Source organism: Jannaschia sp. 2305UL9-9, assembly GCF_041403465.1.
Classification (GTDB): domain Bacteria; phylum Pseudomonadota; class Alphaproteobacteria; order Rhodobacterales; family Rhodobacteraceae; genus Jannaschia.
In genome coordinates this window covers 704,841-720,219 of sequence record NZ_JBGEHM010000001.1, presented here as the reverse complement: position 1 = coordinate 720,219, position 15,379 = coordinate 704,841, and the positions used below count along the sequence as shown (strand labels likewise).

General features: G+C 63.6%; 14 protein-coding genes. 9 read left to right on the top strand and 5 right to left on the bottom strand.

Going from position 1 to position 15,379, the window contains the following annotated elements; all coding sequences use genetic code 11:
• Nucleotides 1-57: 57 nt before the first annotated feature.
• From V6N07_RS03505 to miaA, 5 genes are all read right to left on the bottom strand, one after another.
• Complete coding sequence (locus tag V6N07_RS03505) at nt 58-1,515, bottom strand: ABC transporter permease (protein WP_371154079.1); 1,458 nt, start codon at nt 1,513-1,515, stop codon at nt 58-60.
• Between the two features lie 13 nt (nt 1,516-1,528).
• Nucleotides 1,529-2,575 (bottom strand): ABC transporter permease, encoded by a 1,047-nt coding sequence (locus V6N07_RS03500; protein ID WP_371154077.1) that lies wholly within the window; start codon nt 2,573-2,575, stop codon nt 1,529-1,531.
• Nucleotides 2,576-2,675: 100 nt separating this feature from the next.
• The gene (locus V6N07_RS03495) at nt 2,676-4,346 is read right to left on the bottom strand and encodes an ABC transporter substrate-binding protein (protein ID WP_371154075.1); all 1,671 of its coding nucleotides are present in this window, start codon (nt 4,344-4,346) and stop codon (nt 2,676-2,678) included.
• Between the two features lie 218 nt (nt 4,347-4,564).
• The gene (locus tag V6N07_RS03490; RefSeq protein ID WP_371154074.1) at nt 4,565-5,407 is read right to left on the bottom strand and encodes an AraC family transcriptional regulator; all 843 of its coding nucleotides are present in this window, start codon (nt 5,405-5,407) and stop codon (nt 4,565-4,567) included.
• Between the two features lie 46 nt (nt 5,408-5,453).
• Nucleotides 5,454-6,338, bottom strand: coding sequence for a tRNA (adenosine(37)-N6)-dimethylallyltransferase MiaA (miaA, locus tag V6N07_RS03485; RefSeq protein ID WP_371155377.1), 885 nt, complete (start codon nt 6,336-6,338; stop codon nt 5,454-5,456).
• 101 nt (nt 6,339-6,439) lie between these two features.
• On the opposite strand from miaA, the gene pyrH reads away from it, so the two are divergent.
• The 9 genes from pyrH (at nt 6,440) to V6N07_RS03440 (ending at nt 15,366) form a co-directional block, all read left to right on the top strand.
• Entirely contained in the window at nt 6,440-7,180 is a 741-nt protein-coding gene (pyrH, locus tag V6N07_RS03480; RefSeq protein WP_371154073.1) for a UMP kinase, read from the top strand.
• A 97-nt stretch (nt 7,181-7,277) separates the two neighbouring features.
• Nucleotides 7,278-7,832, top strand: a complete 555-nt coding sequence (gene frr / locus V6N07_RS03475; protein WP_371154072.1) for a ribosome recycling factor — start codon at nt 7,278-7,280, stop codon at nt 7,830-7,832.
• Between the two features lie 79 nt (nt 7,833-7,911).
• Nucleotides 7,912-8,628 (top strand): polyprenyl diphosphate synthase, encoded by a 717-nt coding sequence (uppS, locus tag V6N07_RS03470; RefSeq protein ID WP_371154071.1) that lies wholly within the window; start codon nt 7,912-7,914, stop codon nt 8,626-8,628.
• Nucleotides 8,625-9,509: a phosphatidate cytidylyltransferase gene (locus V6N07_RS03465; protein ID WP_371154070.1), complete on the top strand. Its 885-nt coding sequence runs from the start codon at nt 8,625-8,627 to the stop codon at nt 9,507-9,509. Before uppS ends, V6N07_RS03465 begins: the two co-directional genes overlap by 4 nt.
• The gene (dxr, locus tag V6N07_RS03460) at nt 9,509-10,672 is read left to right on the top strand and encodes a 1-deoxy-D-xylulose-5-phosphate reductoisomerase (RefSeq protein ID WP_371154068.1); all 1,164 of its coding nucleotides are present in this window, start codon (nt 9,509-9,511) and stop codon (nt 10,670-10,672) included. The genes V6N07_RS03465 and dxr overlap by 1 nt, the downstream gene beginning before the upstream one ends.
• Nucleotides 10,673-10,691: 19 nt before the next feature.
• Complete coding sequence (rseP, locus tag V6N07_RS03455) at nt 10,692-12,026, top strand: RIP metalloprotease RseP (protein WP_371154067.1); 1,335 nt, start codon at nt 10,692-10,694, stop codon at nt 12,024-12,026.
• Nucleotides 12,027-12,129: 103 nt separating this feature from the next.
• Nucleotides 12,130-12,255, top strand: a complete 126-nt coding sequence (locus V6N07_RS03450; RefSeq protein WP_371154065.1) for a hypothetical protein — start codon at nt 12,130-12,132, stop codon at nt 12,253-12,255.
• 190 nt (nt 12,256-12,445) lie between these two features.
• A complete protein-coding gene (gene bamA / locus V6N07_RS03445) occupies nt 12,446-14,731 on the top strand; it encodes an outer membrane protein assembly factor BamA (protein ID WP_371154064.1) in 2,286 nt (761 codons plus the stop codon).
• On the top strand, nt 14,731-15,366 hold the full coding sequence (locus V6N07_RS03440; protein WP_371154063.1) for an OmpH family outer membrane protein: 636 nt from the start codon (nt 14,731-14,733) through the stop codon (nt 15,364-15,366). Before bamA ends, V6N07_RS03440 begins: the two co-directional genes overlap by 1 nt.
• Nucleotides 15,367-15,379 lie beyond the last annotated feature (13 nt).

The following is a 15,379-nucleotide window of genomic DNA, read 5'->3' as shown; positions in this document are numbered from 1 at the left end:
AGGACCGGGGGTATCCCCCCGGTCCCCCAAGGTATGTTCATCAGGGTTCGGCGCGGATCAGTCGCGAAGGCTTTCTTCGCGCAAACCGTCCGCCAGCAGGTTCAGGCCAAGCACGAGGGACAGCAGCGCCAGCGCGGGTGCAATAGCCGGGTGCGGATACACCGACAGCAGTTTGCGTCCTTCGTTGATGGTCGATCCCCAGTCGGGGCTTTCGGGCGGAAGGCCGAGGCCGAAGAAGCCAAGGGTGCCCAGCAGGATGGTCGTGTATCCGATGCGCAGACAGAAATCGACGATCAGGGGGCCCCGCGCATTCGGCAGGATTTCCCAGAGCATGATGTACCACGGCGTCTCACCCCGCGTCTGACCCGCAGCAACATAATCGCGCGTCTTGATATCGAGGGTGAGGCCGCGAACGATGCGATACACCGTTGGCGAATTCACGAAGACCACGGACACGAAGACGATCAGGACCTGACCGGGAATGTCGAACAGATCGAGGAAACCGGGCCACAGGCGGAAGAACGCTATCTGCGAGGATTGATCCATGATCAGCGACATGTAGAGAAGCCCCCCGATCGCCATCGCGATCCCCAGATACAGGTTCCGCGTAGGCGGCTGCGTCCGGTAGCGGGAGTTGATCAGCACGCCAGCGAACACCAGCGGGAACATGAACAGCGCAAGCGCCATGTAGTTCGGCAGGCCGGTCGCCACGATTTCCGGCGTGACCAGCAGGTAGAACAGCAGGATGACAGGAAAGGCGAGGATCAGGTTCGCAAGGAACGACAGGATCGTGTCGAGACGGCCACCATAGTACCCGGCGGGCAGGCCCAGCGTGATGCCGACCATGAAGGCGAAGACGGTGGCCAGCGGGGCGATCTGCATCACGATGGTCGAGCCGAGGACCATGCGGCTGAAGACGTCACGCGCAAGGTTGTCGCCGCCCAGCAGGTAGAAAGGATATTCGCCTTCGTCCCCGGTATAGGGCGTTCCGGGCACCTTGTTCTTCATTCCCGACACCTGGGACAGCGGATCATGGGTCGAGATCAGGTCGAAGACCCCCGACCAGATGGCGGTGAACACCCAGAACATGACAAGGCCGAAACCGATCATCCCGATGGTCGAGTCGAAGAGCTTGCCATAGAGGCCGAGCTTGCGCTTGAACGCGAAGCTGACGACGAAGAGGACGACCAGCGATATCCAGACCGGCGTGAAGGCCCGCACCATTCCCCCGATGATGCCGCCGCCCTGCCAGCCGACGACGATACCGGTGACGATATAGGCGACGATGGTCGCAAGCACCGCCCACAACGCGTAGGTCTGGGCCTTCGTCAGCAGGCCGCCAAGGCCCGGTTGCGCCGCGATGGTTCCGTCGGCGTTGACGACGACGCGTTCGGACGTGGTGAAGAAGCTGACCACGATCGCGAGGATCGAGGTCACGATCAGCGCGGTCGCCGCGATCCCGAGAATGGGATCGAGCGTGTTGCCCATGGTGCCGGTCCAGGTGAGGGGTTCCATGTTCGTATACTCCTCAGGCGATGCGAATGCGCGGGTTCAGGAAGACGTAGCCGATATCAGACAGCAGCTGCGTGACGAGAACGACCACGACGGAAATGATGGAGACACCAAGCAGCAGATCGATGTCGTTGTTGCCCGCCGCCTGCACCAGCGTCCAGCCGAAGCCCTTGTAGTTGAACAGGGTCTCGACGATCACGACGCCGTTCAGAAGCCACGGAAACTGCAACATGATGACGGTGAATGGCGCGATCAGGGCGTTGCGCAAAGCATGGCGCAGGACGATCTGGTTGAACGCCACGCCCTTCAGTCGGGCGGTGCGGATGTATTGGGCGGTCATCACCTCGGTCATGGAGGCGCGCGTCATCCGCGCGATGTAGCCCATGCCATACAGTGCGATCGTCAGCACCGGCAGGGTGAAGTTCGCAAAAGTGATGTCGTCAATGGCCGAGGTCGCGGTGCCCTTGAACCATCGCAATCCAACGGCGGAAGAGGCAAAGACCGCGATGAAAATGACGCCCGAGACGTATTCGGGTGTGGCCGTCGTCGCGATCGACACGGTGGACAGCGAACGGTCGAGCTTGGACCCTTCGCGCATGCCCGCAAGCACACCCAGCAACAGCGCGCCGGGCACCATGACCAGCATCACGAACAGCATCAGCCACGCCGTCGCGTTGCCGCGCACGGCAAGAATGCTCAGCACGTCGTCCTGAAACACGGTCGACCAGCCCCATGACCCCTGCAGGACGCCACAGAACGATCCGGCTTCCTCAAGCGATGTGCCGGGGTTCGCACAGCGCGAGTAGACGACTTCGCCGCCTTCTTCGCGTGTGTAATGCGGCAATACACCCAGCCATCGGCCGTACTTGACGAGGACGGGATCGCTGTAGCCGCGGTTGTCCAACCACGACACGACCTGTTCGTCGGTCATCCGTGCGTTCGCCTGGTTCTTTGCCAGCTTCTCCAGGTTCGGAGACAGGTTGGTCAGAAAGAAGACGATGAACGTCAGACAGAGTGCCGTCAGGATCATCACGCCTATGCGACGCAGGATGAACATGGCCATGATTGAGTGCCCCCTGGTTTATCGTATCGCGCCCGATCTTTTGCGGACGTCGAAGAGGGGCCGCGCGAACGATGTCGCGCGGCCCGGATGCATCAGCCGATCAGGCGGCCTTGGCCCACTTGTAGAGCTGCGGCAGGTAGGCGATGTGCATGTCCAGACCGACCCAGCCGTCGCCGGTGTGACGGAAGAGCGAGCGCCAGTAGGGCTGGATCGTGACGCCTTCGTCGATGACGATTTCCTGGATCTTGCCCATCACTTCGCGACGCGCATCGGCGTCCGCGATGGAGTTCGCTTCGGCCAGCAGCGCATCGAACTCTTCGTTGCTGAACGCGAACTCATTCCAGGCCACGCCGGACTTGTAGGCAAGGCCAAGAACCTGCGTGCCAAGCGGACGGTGGTTCCAGTTGGTCGACGAGAACGGGTACTTCGTCCAGTCGTTCCAGAAGGTCGAACCGGGCAGGATGGTCCGCTTGACGGGGATGCCCGCATCACGGAGCTGTGCGGCGACGGCGTCACAGGTATTGCGGCGCCAGTCGTCGTCGATCGAGATCAGCTCATGCTCGAAATCGCCGAAGCCCGCTTCTTCCATCAGGGCCTTGGCCGCTGCCGGGTCGTAGGGGATGCGGTTGACCGTGTCGTTGTACTCGGGGTGGACCGGGCCGACGTGGCAGTTTTCGGCCGTCGATCCCTGACCAGCATAACCAAGCTCCAGCAGGACGGCGTTGTCGCATGCCATTGCAAGGGCCTGACGCACGCGCTTGTCGGCGTAGGGCTTCTGGCCATTGACCTCGGCGTCCTGGTTCGGACGGATGACGATGGTCGATCCGGTCACGACTTCGGACTTGGTCCAGCCGATGCCGTCGAAGATATCGACATATTCGCCAACGTTTTCATACAGGGCGTCGACTTCCTCCGACTCGGCGGCGGCAAGCCATGCAGAGGGGTCCGTGCCGTAATCGATGTACTCGATACGGTCGAGGAACGCGCCCCAACCTGCGTCGTAGCCCCACCAGTCGTGGTCTTCGTTGCGTACGAGGACGGATTTCACACCGACTTCGTGGCTTTCGTTCAGGTAGGGGCCGGTGCCCAGCTGATTGCCCAGCAGGTCGGTCGGATCCTGATCGGGGTGCAGAACGTGGGCCGGATAATCGGCAATGCCCGGGATCAGCGTGATGTCGGGTGCATTCAGCGTCAGGCGCACGGTCAGGTCGTCGATGACCTCGATGGCGCCTTCGGCGGCCATGTTCGTTTCCGGATCGACGATCGAGGTGACGCGCGCGGCCATCGAGTTGCCTTCGGCGTCGGCCTCGGCCCAGCGGCGGAAGTTGTAGGCGACATGCTCGGCGGTGAAGGCGTCGCCGTTGTTCCAGGTGACACCCGGACGCACGTTCAGGGTATAGACGGTGGCGTCGTCGTTGACGTCCCAGCTTTCCAGCAGCATGCCGCGGAAAGACCCGTCGGAGTTGTATTCCACGAGGCTTTCAAGCCACCCGGCCGCGACATAGGACATCTGCGTCCAGTCGAAGGTGCGCGGGTCCTTCAGGGCGCGCACTTCCATCTGCATGCGCAGCGTGCCGCCCTGTGCGGCGTGTCCGTCGGCCTTGGCCGGGGTCGCACCGATCAGAGCGTAGGCCGCCGGAACCGTCACGCCGAGCGCGGTCGCACGGGTCAGGAATTCGCGGCGGTCCATCTGACCGGCCTTGTGTTCGTCTGCATACATCAAGGCGCCGGGGTGAATGCCCTTGGTCAAGCCTTTGTCATGATGTGTCATGTTTGGTCGTCTCCCTGGTTATTTGTGCCGCCGGTTGTCCAGCGCGCGTTTGATGGTCTGGCCGGATCAGCGGCCTGCCGAGGTCATAGTGCCCCTTCCGGAGCAATGGTCAACGCGTCGCGATGATCCGCGATGCCGGAAAGCGACACGCCTCGAACGACGATGTCGCTTTTCGCACATCCCGCGTGGTAGTTCATCGATGACGCAGGGGAAAGCAGTTAGTTTGTCCTCATGCGGCCTTCGGATTGCCGAAACTGGGTTGGGGTTTTTCCGGTCGCCTTGCCAAAGGCGCGGGTGAAATAGGCCGCGGATCCGAACCCCAGCGACTGTGCGATGTTCGCCGCGCTGTGGTCGGTATCGGCAAGCCTGAGGCTGGCGGCATGGATGTGTCGGGCGGTCATGTATTGCGCCGCCGTCATATTGCAGGTCGCCCGCAGGGTCCGCGTCAGGTGGGTCGGTGTGACATCCAGCGCGTCGCCGATGACGGCGAGATTGTCGCCGTTTCCAAGACGCGCCTCCACCTCGCGGGCGAAGCGGCGGGCCAGTTTCGCGGGGCCGCTCGGCGTCTCTGGCGGCGCGTTGCGCGCCTGTCTCTCTATCAATGCCGAAATGAGGATGACCCGTGCGAGGGCCGCGCGCCCATTTGCCGCATCGGTCAGGTCGCCTGCCTGTCCCAACCGGTCCAGCAGGCCGGACAATTCGCTTTGTGCGCTGATGTCGGCCATCCGCAAACGGCGCGGGGTCGCGGGCAGGGGGGCCTCGAAGAGGTCGGGCAGGCAGACAAGCGTCCCCTCGGTCATCGGCGTCGGTTCGATCGAAAAGGCCGTGTTCGCAGGGATGACGATGCAGGATGTCGGTCCAAATCCGCGGGTCTGCGCGTCGATCATCACCCGACCCTGACCGCGCGCGATCCAGATCAGGACGGGCAGGTGTTCTGCGTGGGGCGTCTCCCGGCGCCAGCGGCCCGTTCGCGACAGCGGCGTTATCGGTTCCAGTCGCAGCCCGGCAAGACGTTCCGCCTCGGACAGGTCACGGGATTCGAAGAGACGGATTCGCGACATGTCAGGACCATTGAACAGTCCGGACTGTCTGTCAAAGATCCTGCGCTCAAAGGTCAGCGGCGTTTACGGGTCGCCACGTTTTCATGCGCGCCTTGAACGCGGTGCGCTGTCTTTTGGCATATCGGCGCGTTGCGATGATCGCCCGTTCCCGTGCGGCCGAAAGGGTCAGTTCGCCCTTGAGGTGGGCGATCAGCTCCGGCGCGCCGATGGCCTGCGACGAATTCAGGCCGGGCTGCCAATCCGCAAGGTTTGCCTGCGCCTCCTCCAACGCGCCGGCCGCCAGCATCATGTCGAAGCGCCGTTCGATCCGCGGGGTCAGCCAGTCCTTGGGTGCGTCAATCAGGAAGTGCGCACAGCTGGACAGGGGCAAAAGGGGCGGCGGCGTTTCGGCCTGCCACGCCCGGATGGACCGGCCGGTCGCGCGCGACACTTCCCACGCGCGCAGCACCCGCATGGGGTTGGCGGTATCGATGGTCTGCGCCACTTCGGCTTCCAACTCGGCCACCATCGCGGGCAGGCCGATCGCCTCCAACCTCTCGACGCTTTCGGCACGGATGGCGGGGGGAATCGGGGGGATGTCCGCCAACCCTTCGGTCAGGGCCCGGAAATACAGGGCGGTTCCGCCGACGATGATCGGACGCGGCCCCTCCGTCAAAAGCGGGGCAACATCGCGCAACCATGCGCCGACCGAGTAGCTGTCCGTCCTCGCGACGTGACCATAGAGGCTGTGCGGTGCGCGTCTCAGGTCATCCTCGGGGGGGCGCGCGGTCAGCACGGACCAGTTCGCGAAAACCTGCAACGCATCGGCGTTGATGATCCTGCCGCCACCCACCTCGGCGATTGCCAGGGCCAGCGCGGATTTTCCGCTGGCGGTCGGGCCCGCGATCAGAACAGGTTGGTCCGCAGGTATATTTCGTATCGGTTCCAGCATGTTGCGCGGAAATGTTCCCAGTTCTGCAAAGGCGGCGAGATCGGTTGCCGACACCGCCCTAATCTGGCAAGACGCCTGCGGCAACAGCGCAAGGGGACGTCATGCAGGATCACACGCAGTCAGAGGCCGCCCCGACCTACCGCAGGGTCATGCTCAAGATCAGCGGCGAGGCATTGATGGGCGATCAGGGCTATGGCCTGCATCCGCCGACCGTCGAACGCATTGCCAAGGAAATCCAATCCGTTCACGCCATGGGTGTGGAACTCTGCCTCGTCATTGGCGGCGGCAACATCTTTCGCGGGCTGCAAGGGTCCGCGCAGGGGATGGAGCGGACGACCGCCGATTACATGGGCATGCTGGCGACCGTCATGAATGCGCTTGCCATGCAGGGGGCCCTCGAAAGCCTCGGGCTGCATACCCGCGTCATCAGCGCCATTCCGATGGATCAGGTCTGCGAGCCCTATATCCGCCGACGCGCGGTGCGCCACCTCGAGAAGAAACGCGTCGTGATCTTCGCGGCCGGCACGGGCAACCCGTATTTCACTACCGACACGGCCGCCGCGTTGCGCGCGAACGAAATGGCCTGCGGCGCGATCCTGATGGGCAAGAACGGCGTCGATGGCGTCTATGACAAGGATCCGGCCAAGCACGACGACGCCGTCCGTTTCGACGCGATCACATATGACGATGTGCTTTCCAAGAACCTCAAGGTCATGGATGCCTCGGCCATCGCCTTGGCGCGGGAAAACAAGTTGCCGATCGTGGTCTTCTCGCTCGATGCGCCGGGCGGCTTCCGTTCCATCCTTGCGGGTGAGGGTGTCTCGACGCGCGTCGGCGGCTGAGATCCGGGAAAAACACCGAGAAAACCCGGCGATCTCCTGTCTTTCCTAGGCAAGGCGCAGGGGGTATAGCAGCCAAAAGCCACGCGGGAGAGATGAGATGGCCGAGGAATTCGAGCTCGATACCGATGATATGGAGCGGCGCATGGATGGCGCCCTCGCAAGCCTGCGCGTCGACTTTGCCAGTCTGCGGACGGGCCGGGCCAGTGCATCGATGCTGGAACCGGTGATGGTTGATGCCTACGGCAGCCCGACCCCGATCAACCAGGTCGGCACCGTGAACGTGCCGGAACCGCGCATGGTCACCATCAACGTCTGGGACAAGTCGATGGTCGGCAAGGTCGAGAAGGCCATTCGCGAATCCGGCCTCGGGATCAATCCACAGCTGAACGGCACGATCATCATGCTGCCGATCCCGGAACTGAACGAGGAACGGCGCCGCGAACTGACCAAGGTGGCGGGGCAATACGCCGAAGGCGCGCGCGTCTCGATCCGGAACATCCGCCGCGACGGCATGGATCAGATCAAGAAGGGCGACCCCCCCGAGGATGAGCGCAAGATGTGGGAGCAGGAGGTCCAGGAGATGACCGATCGTTCCATCAAGCGCGTTGACGAGGCGCTCGAAGCCAAACAGGCGGAGATCATGCAGGTCTGATACAGGAATGGTCCCCCTTATGCGGGCCGTTCTCAGCACCGGCATGCGCCCCGCCCGTCACCGGCGAGAGGAACGAGCCATGACAAGCCAAGGCAACGGCCCGCGCCATGTCGCCATCATCATGGATGGCAACGGCAGGTGGGCGCAGCAACGCGGTCGCCCCCGTCTGCTGGGGCACCGGGCCGGTGCCCGCCGCGTCCGCGAGATCATCGAGGCCTGCCCGGACAACAACGTCGAATACGTGACCGTCTTTGCGTTCTCGACCGAGAACTGGAAGCGGACACAGACAGAGGTGTCCGGCCTCATGAGCCTGTTTCGGCGCTATATCGAAAGCGAGGCGCAGACCCTTCTGAAGCAGGAAACGCGTGTCCGCTTCATCGGGGACCGTCTTCGGCTGGACGCGAAGCTTCAGAAGCTGATGAACTGGATCGAGGCGCTGACGGCGCACAACTCGCGCTGCAACCTCACGATCGCGCTGAACTATGGCGGGCGTGATGAAGTGGCGCGTGCGACCAAGCGTCTGTCCATCGACGTGGCAGAGGGGCGGCTCAAACCCGACGATGTGACCGCCGAAACACTGCCGCGGTATCTCGATACCCACGTCTTGCCGGACCCGGATCTGGTGATCCGGACCAGCGGCGAAGCGCGTATTTCGAACTTCCTGCTCTGGCAGTCGGCCTATGCCGAGTATGAATTCGTCGATACGCTCTGGCCGGACTTCACCCGCGACAAGTTCGAGGAAATCCTCGCGCGCTACGGCGGGCGGGATCGTCGATTTGGCGGGGTCAAGAAATGACCGATCCCTCAAGACCACCATACGAAGACCCGGTCGGGGAGGAGCAGGAGCCGCCCCTGTTCGACTTTTCCGACACCGCGCCGTTGGAGCCACAGCTCGCCGGGCGGTTTCAGGATCTGACCCCGCGCCTGATCACCGCTGTCCTGTTGATGATCGTCGGCGGCGTCGCGATCTGGGTTGGTGGTCTGGTCTTCGTGACCCTGATATCGATCTGCGTCGGATTGATGCTCTGGGAACTTGCGACGATGGTGCGCACGGGGCCCAAGCGGGCGCGCCTGATGGCGGTTGTCGGGGGCGGTGCCCTTTTTGCGGCCAGCGTTCTGCCTGTGGGGTTCGGCCTGCCGGTCCTGATGCTCGTGCCGATGATGGCCATTGCCGTGATCCGAAAGCACCGCCGCGTGATGGTCGGCTTTTCCGCCGCCATCGTCCTTGCCGGGCTCAGCCTGACGGAACACCTGACGCAATTCGGCCTGCCTTGGATGCTGTGGCTGATTGCCGTCGTGGTGATGTCGGATGTCGCGGGCTATTTCGCGGGGCGGATGTTGGGGGGGCCGAAATTCTGGCCCCGCGTCAGCCCCAAGAAGACATGGTCCGGCACCATCGCGGGCTGGATCGGCGCGGCCGTCGTCGGTTGGATCTGGGTCGTTTGGCAGAATGCCGGCTGGGAAACGATCGGGATTTCCGTCGCGCTCGCCATGATGGCGCAGATGGGTGACATCGCCGAGTCGGCAGTCAAACGGAAGATGGGCGTCAAGGACAGCTCCAACCTGCTGCCCGGTCACGGCGGCTTGTTCGACCGCTTCGACGCCATGCTGGGCGCCGCGCTGATGCTTCTGGTGATCGAGTCGCTGTCGGAGTTTCCGCCGGTTCCGGGTATCTGATGCGGCGCGTATCCGTCTTCGGTGCAACCGGCAGTATCGGGCAGAACACCCTCGATCTGATCGCGCGGGATGCACAGGCCTATGACGTTATCGCGCTGACCGGTGCGGGAAACATCGATCTGTTGGCGGCCGATGCCATCCGCCTGCGCGCGGAGGTCGCGGTAACGGCCGACGAAACCCGTCTTGGCCAGCTGAAGGACGCCCTGTCGGGCAGTGGGGTCGAAGCCGCAGCCGGCGCGGAGGCCCTGTTGCAGGCGGCGGACCGTCCGACCGATTGGTGCATGTCGGCCATCGTCGGGGCGGCCGGGCTGGCCCCCGGTTTGCGCGCGCTGCGCCACGGTGGCACGCTGGCGCTGGCGAACAAGGAGTCGCTGGTCTGCGCCGGTCCGATCCTGATGGCCGAGGCCGCAAGATACGGCGCGCGCATCCTGCCGGTCGACAGCGAACACTCCGCCGTTTTTCAGGCGCTGGTCGGAGAAGCGCCGGACGCGGTCGAAAAGATCATCATCACCGGGTCCGGCGGTGGCCTGCGCGACTGGCCGCTTGAGAGGCTGCCCTCCGCAAAACCCGAAGACGCAGGCAGTCACCCGAATTGGGACATGGGACAGCGGATCACGATCGACAGCGCGTCGATGTTCAACAAGGGCATGGAGCTGATCGAGACCAAGGAGTTCTTTGGAACGCCCCCCGGCGGGATCGAGACGGTCATTCACCCGCAAAGCCTGATGCATGCGCTGGTGCAGTTCCGCGATGGTGCGTTGATGGCGCATCTGGGTGCGCCGGACATGCGCCATGCGATCGGCTACGCGCTGCACTGGCCGGAACGCCGCGATCTGCCTGTCGCTCGGCTGGATCTTGCCACCGTGGGGCAGCTCGATTTCCTTGCCCCCGATCCCGCGCGCTATCCGGCAATCGGGCTGGCCTATGCCGTCATGCAGGGCGGGGGTCTGCGTGGCGCGGTGTTCAACGCGGCAAAAGAGGCCGCACTGGATCTTTTCCTCGACCGGCAGATCGCCTTCACCGACATGGCGAGACGTGTTGACGCGGTGTTGAACCACTACGAAGGACAGTCATGCCTTGATGCTGCCCCGATCACACTCGATATGGTGCAGGACATTGACCGCGAGGCGCGCGCGCTGACGCGTTCCGACCGTATGGCCTGACGCAGGAGCCCGAGACACGATGGACGCTAGTTTGATCCCGCAATTCGGAGGCCTGATCTGGACTCTTCTGGCCTTTGTCGTGGCCCTGTCCATCATCGTCGCGATCCATGAATACGGGCACTACATCGTCGGCCGCTGGTGCGGCATCAAGGCGGACGTCTTCTCGATCGGATTCGGTCCGATCATCTTCAAGCGGACAGACAGGCACGGGACGCAGTGGCAGTTGGCCGCGCTGCCGCTTGGCGGATATGTCAAGTTCCGCGGGGACGCCAATGCCTCCTCCGTCGGGGACGACGGAACGATTGCCCAGATGACAGCCGAGGAGCGGGCGCAAACGATGACGGGCGCGTCACTGTGGCGTCGGTCCGCGACCGTGGCTGCGGGGCCGGTCTTCAATTTCATCCTGTCCATCCTCGTGTTCGCGGCCTTCGTGGCGTTTTCCGGCACGGCGGTGGACACGCCGGTGGTCGGGCAGGTGAAGTCCATGCCGGCCGAGGTCGCCACCCTTCAGGAGGGCGATCGTGTCCTGGCCGTCGAAGGCACGCCGGTCGAGACGATGGCCGAACTCGGCTCCGTCTCCGGCGCTCTGCCGCCTGCTCCGACCGTGTCCTACGATGTCGAACGGGCAGGGCAGGAGATTACCGTCGACGCCGCCCTGCCGATGCCTGCCCGTATCGAAACCGTGCAGCCGCGGTCGGCTGCCTGGGATATCGGCTTGCGGCCCGACGACGTCATTCGCGCTATCGACGGTCAGGATCTGTATTCCTTCGGTCAGCTTCAGGGCGTCGTCGCCGCCGCCGAAGGCGCGCCCCTGACCCTCGATGTCTGGCGCGCTGGCGAGATGCTGGAATTCACACTCGTTCCCCGTCGCATGGATTTGCCGACACCGGATGGCGGGTTCGAGACGCGGTGGCTTCTGGGCATCACGGGGGCCCTGTTCTTCGATCCGGTCACCGAACGCGCCAGCCCGCTGGAGGCGGTCAGCTACGGCGTGAACCAGACGATCTTCATCGTTCAGTCGTCGTTGTCGGCCCTGTCGCACATCATCACCGGCCAGATCAGCACCTGCAACCTGTCCGGCCCGATCGGCATTGCCGAGGTGTCCGGCGCGGCGGCAAGTCAGGGCCTGGACCAGTTCATCTGGTTCATCGCGGTGCTGTCGACCGCCGTCGGTCTGCTCAACCTGTTCCCGATCCCGGTTCTCGATGGCGGACACCTCGTGTTTCACGCCTACGAGGCCGTGTCGGGCAAGCCCCCGTCGGACCGTAGCGTGCGGGTCCTGATGACGGTCGGCATCGGACTGATGGGCGCCCTGATGTTGTTCGCGTTGTTCAATGATCTCGTGTGTCCCTAATTGTCCACACATGGGGCAGGGCGGTCCAAAATCGCCCAAGGGGTGCCGCATTCCTGCCCCAAAGTGACGGCATCTGAACCTGAGCAGTCTTCAGGGTGTCGTCATGCAGCAAGTCAAGAACGGGTACAGGGGTCTTTCCATCTTCATGGGCCTCAACATTGATCGTTTCCTGTCGGTGTTCGCCATCCTTCTGGCGGTCATCCTTGCTGGCTGGATCAACTCCATCTGATCAGGGCGCCCCGATGTGACACGGCGCACCCAGCCCGGCTGTTTTGCGGGCGGCGCGCTTTGACATCATTCCGGCCCTCCGATAGAGATCGGCCCCAAGAAGATCGCAAATGGGGCGGATGACAATGAACGATCGCGGCGGTGCCTTTTTGCGGGCTGGTCGGGGGCTTTCCCCTCGTGTTCTGAACCTCTTGCGTCTTACGGCCCTGACGTGGCTATCGGTCGTGATCATGGCTGGCGCCGCGCAGGCCCAGAATTTCCGGTTCACATCCTTCGAGGTGCAGGGAAATACCCGCATCGAGACTGCGACGATCCTGACGAACCTTGGCGTGGCCCGGGGTGAGGCGATCAGCGCGGGCCGTTTGAACGACGGCTTTCAGCGGTTGCAGGCAACCGGCCTGTTCGAGCGGGTCGAGATCGTGCCGCAGGGGTCGAAGCTTCTGGTGATCGTCGACGAATATCCGATCATCAACAGGATCAACATCGAAGGGAACGACCGGCTCGACGACGAAGACCTGCTGACCGTCGTCACCAGCACGCCGCGCCGGACCTATTCCCCCGCACAGGCGGAGCGCGACGCCGCCGCGATCACCGAGGCCTATTCCCAGTCGGGTCGCCTGTCCGCGACCGTGGCGCCCAAGATCATCGAGCGGAGCGGCAACCGCGTCGACCTCGTGTTCGAAGTGGCCGAGGGCCGCGTTTCCGAGGTGGAGCGTATCAGTTTCGTCGGCAACCGCGAATTCTCCGATCGTCGCCTTCGCCGCGTGCTGGAAACCAGCCAGGCGGGCTTTTTCCGGCTTTTGATCGGCAGCGACACCTTCGTGGCCGACCGCATTGCCTTCGACGAGCAGTTGCTGCGCGATTTCTACCTGTCCCGCGGCTATGCCGATTTCCAGATCCTGTCGTCCACGCCCGAGCTGAGCCCGTCGCGCGACAGCTTTTTCATCACCTTCCAGGTCCAGGAAGGGCAGCAGTTCCGTTTCGGTGACGTGCGTGCGGTGTCCGACCTGCCCGAAATCGACGTCGCCCGCTATCAGTCGGAGATCAAGGTCGGTCAGGGCGACATCTTTTCACCGCAAGCGGTAGAGCGGACCATCGAGCGGCTGGAACTTCTGGCCACCCGCGATGGCCTGACCTTCATCCGTGCGACGCCGCGCATCACGCGCGATGATCGCGGCCTGTTGCTGGACGTCGATTTCGTCATCGAGAAAGGCGAGCGTCTGTTCGTCGAGCGGATCGACATCGAAGGCAACGCGACCACCCTCGACCGCGTCATCCGTCGTCAGTTCGATACCGTCGAGGGCGACCCCTTCAATCCGCGCGAAATCCGCGCCGCGTCCGAGCGTATCCGCGCCTTGGGTTATTTCTCGCAGGCCGAAGTGACGGCCCGCGAGGGCACCGCCAGCGACACGGTGATCGTCGACGTCGACGTCGAGGAACAGCTGACGGGCACCCTTGGTTTCGGCGTCAACTACTCGGTCGAATCCGGGGCGGGCGTCGCCGTCAGCTTCACGGAGCGCAATTTCCTTGGCCGTGGTCAGACCGTGGACGTGTCCATCGATACCGGGTCGGAAAACACGTCCTCCAACCTCACCTTCATCGAGCCGTTCTTCCTGAACCGTGATCTCGCCCTGTCCTTCGGCGCCTTCTATCAGGAGACATCCGATGACAGTCAGACCTTCGACACGCGCACGGTCGGGTTCCGCACGGGATTGGGTTTCCCGGTCGGTGAATACAGCCGCCTGAACGTTTCCTACAGCATTGCGGACGACAAGCTGACGGCACGCGATGCGACGGAACTGTCGCAGATCCTGTCCGCGGATCAGGGCAGCAACCTGACCTCGGCCGTGGGATACACCTATACCTTCAACACCATCGGCACCGGGCTCGACCCGACGCGGGGCGTGCGTCTTCAGTTCGGGCAGGAGTTCGCGGGCCTTGGCGGCGACACGGAATTCGTCAAGACGACGGCCCTTGCCGAAGCGCAGCGCACGATCGCCAACGACGAAATCACCCTCAAGGCAGAGATCGAGGCCGGTCTTCTGACATCTCTCGGGGACACGAACTCGCTTCAGGCCAACCGCTTCTTCAACCGGCCGGCGATCATTCGCGGGTTCGAGACGGCCGGCATCGGTCCGCGCGACCTGAATGCCGGTGATGATGCGCTTGGTGGCAACCGCTATTTCGCTGCGCGGGTCGAGGCACAGTTCCCGATCGGTTTCCTGCCCGAGGAATACGGCATCTCCGGCGCGGTCTTTGCAGATGTCGGCTCCGTGTGGGGCCTTGATGATACCGCCGGTGGCACCGCAGGCACGCAGGAGGTCGACGACGGCTTTTTCCTGAACTCCGCCGTCGGTGTCGGGATCCTGTGGGATACGCAGATCGGTCCGCTGCGGTTCAACTTCACCCGTGCGGTCAAGAAACGTACCTATGACCGGGTTCAGAACTTCGACCTGACCATCGAAACCCGCTTCTGATGCGCCGCGGGCTTTTCGGAGCCCTCCTGACGGCGGCCATGGCCATCGGAGGGGCGGCGCAGTCGCAGCAGGGCAGCACCCCGGCAATCGGGTTGCCCCAACGCGCTGTGGTCGTGCTCGACCGTGATGCACTGTTCGCGCAAAGTCAGTTCGGCCGCCGGGTGACGGCCGATATCGAGGATGCCAGTTCCGCATTGTCGGCCGAGAATCGGCGCATCGAGGCAGAACTCGAAAGCGAAGAGCAGGCCCTGACCGAACGACGCGAGACGGTGCCGACGGACGAATTCCGGCAGTTGGCATCCGCCTTCGACACCCGCGTGGTCGGCATCCGTCGTGCGCAGGATGCCAAGTCACGCGCCATCCAGCAGCAGTCGGACCGCGCGCAATCGCTGTTCTTCGAACAGGCAAGTCCGATCCTTGTCGCGCTTGCGCGTGAAATCGGGGCCCTCGTCATCCTGGACCGTCGCATCGTCATCGCCTCCGCGGATCAGGTCGATATCACCACGTTGGCCCTGTCCCGCATTGACGAGGCCTTGGGCGATGGCGCCGGTCTGATTCAGCCGCAGGCACCGGAACGCAGGCCCGACGTGCCTGCGCAGCAGCCGCAATCGGTGCCCGAAACCGACGCCGACTGACGGTTGCTTGCCT